4 protein-coding genes are annotated in these 4,496 nt (G+C 50.8%); 2 read left to right on the forward strand and 2 right to left on the reverse strand.

Features of this window, described 5'->3' with window-relative positions; translation table 11 throughout:
* Window positions 1–749: 749 nt before the first annotated feature.
* The gene (gene dinB, locus AC2VLY_RS01570) at window positions 750–1,895 is read right to left on the reverse strand and encodes a DNA polymerase IV (protein WP_486891942.1); all 1,146 of its coding nucleotides are present in this window, start codon (window positions 1,893–1,895) and stop codon (window positions 750–752) included.
* A gap of 305 nt (window positions 1,896–2,200) precedes the next feature.
* On the opposite strand from dinB, the gene AC2VLY_RS01575 reads away from it, so the two are divergent.
* Window positions 2,201–2,740: a methylated-DNA--[protein]-cysteine S-methyltransferase gene (locus AC2VLY_RS01575; RefSeq protein WP_486891941.1), complete on the forward strand. Its 540-nt coding sequence runs from the start codon at window positions 2,201–2,203 to the stop codon at window positions 2,738–2,740.
* Here the strand turns inward: AC2VLY_RS01575 and AC2VLY_RS01580 are convergent.
* The gene (locus AC2VLY_RS01580; RefSeq protein WP_486921666.1) at window positions 2,737–4,095 is read right to left on the reverse strand and encodes an MFS transporter; all 1,359 of its coding nucleotides are present in this window, start codon (window positions 4,093–4,095) and stop codon (window positions 2,737–2,739) included. The genes AC2VLY_RS01575 and AC2VLY_RS01580 overlap by 4 nt on opposite strands.
* A 102-nt stretch (window positions 4,096–4,197) precedes the next feature.
* Here AC2VLY_RS01580 and AC2VLY_RS01585 point away from each other — a divergent pair.
* A partial coding sequence (locus AC2VLY_RS01585) for an ArsR/SmtB family transcription factor (protein ID WP_486921667.1) occupies window positions 4,198–4,496 on the forward strand: 299 nt, incomplete at its 3' end.

The following is a 4,496-nucleotide window of genomic DNA, read 5'->3' on the forward strand; positions in this document are numbered from 1 at the left end:
TTTTTCTGATGATGTAAATACCAGGAAACTGGATGGCCACCCTGGGGCCCTTGAGAAACGGCTGAACAACCGGCAAGAGCCATCCCGAATAACGGCGATATTAGAAAAAACAATTTTGATATTTTCATATTCTCACTTTCTCCTTCTCCATGTAGACAACTGGATTTAAGATTCAGCTAATCTGATACGTTGATTTATTTTTAATTAATTCTGGTACATTGTCAAAAATTGATTACAATAAAGTTGCTGTAGCTAATTGGCGACTTCTTAATGCTTTCTTATATTTCCTTGATTACTGTTTATTAACAATGATCATGGCGGGTTACTGAAAATCTACAACCTATATTAGAAATTTACTTTGTCGTTGGCGGGAAACAGCAATTATAAGCATTTAGTTGCACAAAACATGTATAACGTTGGTCAGCCAAACTGTTCAGTGACAATAAAGTATCATCCCGAAACTTTCGTAACCCATTGGTTTTTCCTTCTCTAGATTTGAGCTTGAATTTAATGTTTCATCCTGGATCATTATGTTAAAAAATATATTAACGACTTTATTGGACAATAAAGTATCATCCTGACGTTTGAGAGCTTCTTTGCCGACGCTTCATCCCCAATCATGGGCACATATCGAGCGGACTGATCGCCCCCACACTCCCATTGCTCAGCAGGCTTCGACACTGCCAAACCTGTGCTGCTCACCATTGAAATAATATGCCAAACCACAGCCTAATGGCTGTTATCTTCTACTATCTCCAGACGTCGCCTGATTCCACCAAGGTATCTTCCAGTAAATCCATCTGGCCAGTATGTTTGTCAGAGTCCTCTGGACGGAGCATGCCACTCACGGATACTCCCAGCAATCGGATAGATGGCTGTGATTCAACGGGAAGTGCCTTGTCCAACAAATCTGGCAGACAGGCAATAAGATCTTCTTTGCGCCAAACAGCCTGCGCATGGGTATAGGCTCTTGTGATTGTTTCAAAATCAGAAAAGCGCACCTTGATGCTGATAGTGCGCCCCGCCAGTCCTACGGTTATCAGGCGGGCGGAAACTTGACTCGCCATTTCCTGCAAATGGGCCAGCATGACCTGAGGGTCGTTTATATTTTGCGGGAAGGTCCGCTCCGCGCCCACGGACTTTCGCTGGCGACTGGGTTGAACGGGACGTTTGTCTATGCCTCGGGCAATCTCGTAAAACCAAAGGCCGGTCTTGCCGAATTGTGCGATCAATGTTTCCCTTTCGGCATTTCGGAGATCCAGAACGGTATGGATACCCAGTGTGGACAACTTTTTCACCGTGGCCGGTCCTACACCGTGGAGCTTGCCAACGGGGAGGGGAGACAGAAAGTCCAGGCCCTTTTCAGGCGGGATCACAAAAAGCCCATTGGGCTTGCGCCAATCGGAAGCGAGTTTGGCCAGCAATTTGTTGTAAGATACCCCTGCCGAGGCGGTCAGACCAGTTTTCTGTTGGATGCACCAACGAATCTCCCGGGCAATCTGTACCGCCAGGACCCCATCGGCAGTGGCCGCTGTCACATCCAGAAAAGCTTCATCCAGTGACAGAGGTTCCACAAGCGGGGTATATCTCCGCAGGATATTCATGACCTGACGGGAGGCTTTCCGATAAGCCTCCATGCGGGGGCGGACAAAAATCGCTTGCGGGCAGAGCGACCGGGCACGGGCGGCTGTCATGGCGGAATGTATGCCGAACCGACGGGCTTCATAGCTGCAGGTGGCCACGACACCTCGACCAGCCGGGTCGCCGCCGACGATGACGGGTTGCCCTTGGAGTTCGGAATGGTCCCTTTGCTCCACGGCGGCGAAAAACGCGTCCATGTCCACATGAATAATCTTGCGAAGTTTAGCGATTGGTTCTGTCAGCAGGTTCGGCAATGAACAGTCTCCTCAGTGGTTTGGATTCTATCAGAAATCAAGCACGGAGGAGGTTGAGGTTCGAGTGTGTAACGAGACAGCGTGAATAGTGCTTGCCTATGCGTATTTGTAAACGAGAGCTTGATGAAAAAGGGAAAACAGGTTCAGGATGATCGGCCTGTGGTGAGAAACGTCGGCGATGCTGGTCTAATCGCTTACCCTGTGGGTGCAGCGGCCTCGAACCATTCGATCCAAGGGCTCCCTGCTACTGCGCGAGTCAGGATGCTGAATCCGCGCGTTATGCGCGCAAAATAAGGAACAGGGCAATGAATTCAATCAATATCCAGTATCACAAAACCAAAATAGGAGAACTCATCCTGGGTTCTTTTGACGACCGTCTATGCTTGCTGGATTTCAGATATAGAAAAATGAGAACCACGGTTGATAACAGGATAAAAATGGGACTGAAAGCCGATTTTTCAGAACACAGTGACGCAACCCTCATCAAAGAACAGGTTGATGAATATCTGTGTGGGAACAGAACAATTTTTGACATTCCCTTGTTAATGGTCGGAACCGAGTGTCAGAAGAGTGTTTGGAACGCGCTGGTGAAAATACCCTATGGTGCTACGTCTACCTATTTGCGATTGGCAAAAAACATAGAGAATGCAAAAGCTGTTCGTGCCGTAGCCAGTGCAAATGGTGCAAACGCCATAGCTTTTGCTATACCTTGCCACCGAATCATTGAAAGTGACGGCGATTTAGGTGGTTATGGTGGTGGCGTGACCGTAAAAAAGCGCTTGCTAAAGCTTGAACAAAGCCATCTGGATGGACAAGAAGAAGGAACGCCTAGCCCTCTGCTTTAGTCAGTGTGAATAAACCGCCAGGAAATAAAGCTGCCAAGCAACAACGCAACAGCGCTCCCAAAAATGGCGGTCACAACACCCTCGCTGGATAGGGATGCCCCAACGCCGACTAATCCCCCCAACAACGCCACGCCCAAAGCTCCGCCAGCCTGACGGCTGGTGTTATTGAAAGCTGAGGCGGCTCCTGATCTTTCCGGGGGCAGAGCACCAATGGCGGCGGACACCAGAGCAGGCGTCGCTGCGGCCAAGCCGAGTCCGATGATGAATAACGCAAGGAACATCAGCACATCGTCTGCGAGCAGCGGAACCAAAGAAAGCAGGAGCATACCGGCTCCCGTAGCACCCAACCCGAGCGCAGCAGGGTAACGGCTACCAAAATGCCCGGTGATACGGCCACCAAAGGGCAAGCTCAGGGCGAACGGTGCAAACATCACGACCAGACGCAGACCCACCTGTTCGGGCGACAATTGTTGGATGTGCAGGAGGTATAAGCTGAAGGCAAACAGCGTAGCGAATACTCCAAAGTTCATTAGTCCAGAAGCGGCATTGGCCGCAGTGAATATAGGCTGCCTGAAAAACCGGAAGTCCAGCATAGGATGGGCATGGCGCTGTTCAAACAAATACAGGACCACACCGCTCATTACCGCCCATGCAAATACGACAATGACCAGAATGTTCCCCCAGCCGAGAGATTGACCTTCAATGACGGCGAAAATAAGGCTGGCCAGTGCGGAAGCAGCAAGGACCTGACCCCAGATATCCAGTTTCCTTCCTTGCGGATGGGAAGACTCTGAAACGAATCCCAGGGTCAGCCAAAGACCAAGAACCCCCACTGGCACATTGATCCAGAACACGGAGCGCCAACCAAAGGTTCCGACCAGCCACCCTCCCAAAGTCGGTCCCGCCACCACTGCAAGACCCGACACTCCCGCCCACCAGCCGATGGCCCGCGCGCGTAGGCGGGCGTCGGGAAAAGCGTTTCGCAGGATAGCCAGCGAATTGGGTAACACGGCAGCAGCGCCTATGCCCTGCAGGCTTCTCGCAACGATTAAAAACACATAGGATGGAGCCGATGCGCAGGCGATAGAACCCAGCACGAAAAGCACCATTCCGCTGGTATATATTCGACGGCGGCCAAAAATATCGCCAAGATCTCCGGTTGTCAGCATCAGGCTGGAGAACAAAATGGCATACGCGTCGACCACCCATTGCAGGGCCGCGACATCCGCATGCAGATTGTCCTGTATGCTTTTTAGTGCAACATTCACCACGGTGAGGTCGAGTTGGATCATGAACAGGCCAAAGCAGACAGACAGCAGGGTCATTTTGGAAGCGTATCGGAGTGAAGTCATCATGTACCTGTGGGTCAGTTTCCTTATTTGATCGACAGTATACACGAGCCACCGAGATAGCTGATTCGATATCCATCGAAATATGAAATGGTTCCAGGAGACACTATGGACAGGCCAAATACCATGGCATTGCTGGCAGTACCTACCCGCATGGCCATGCTTTTTGCCTTGATGGATGGATCAGCTTTGCCTGCCAGCGAATTGGCCCACCGGGCTGGTGTCAGCCCGCAAACGGCCAGTCACCATTTGGCGCTGCTCATAGAGGCCCATCTGCTTGTGGTAGAGCGTTGTTTGCGGTATCGCTATTATCGAATTGCCAGCCCGGCTGTGGTTGAGGCGATAGAAAGCTTGTTAGTGATATCGGGACAACCGGCCTTGAAAGAACGTGCTGACCATAGCCAACT

This window comes from Acidithiobacillus sp. TH-A36, from assembly GCF_057473445.1.

Bases quoted from the DNA above. Each gene is read 5' to 3' on its own strand.
- AC2VLY_RS01580 (WP_486921666.1), bottom strand. From the start codon at position 4,095: ATGATGACTTCACTCCGATACGCTTCCAAAATGACCCTGCTGTCTGTC.
- AC2VLY_RS01575 (WP_486891941.1), top strand. From the start codon at position 2,201: ATGAATTCAATCAATATCCAGTATCACAAAACCAAAATAGGAGAACTC.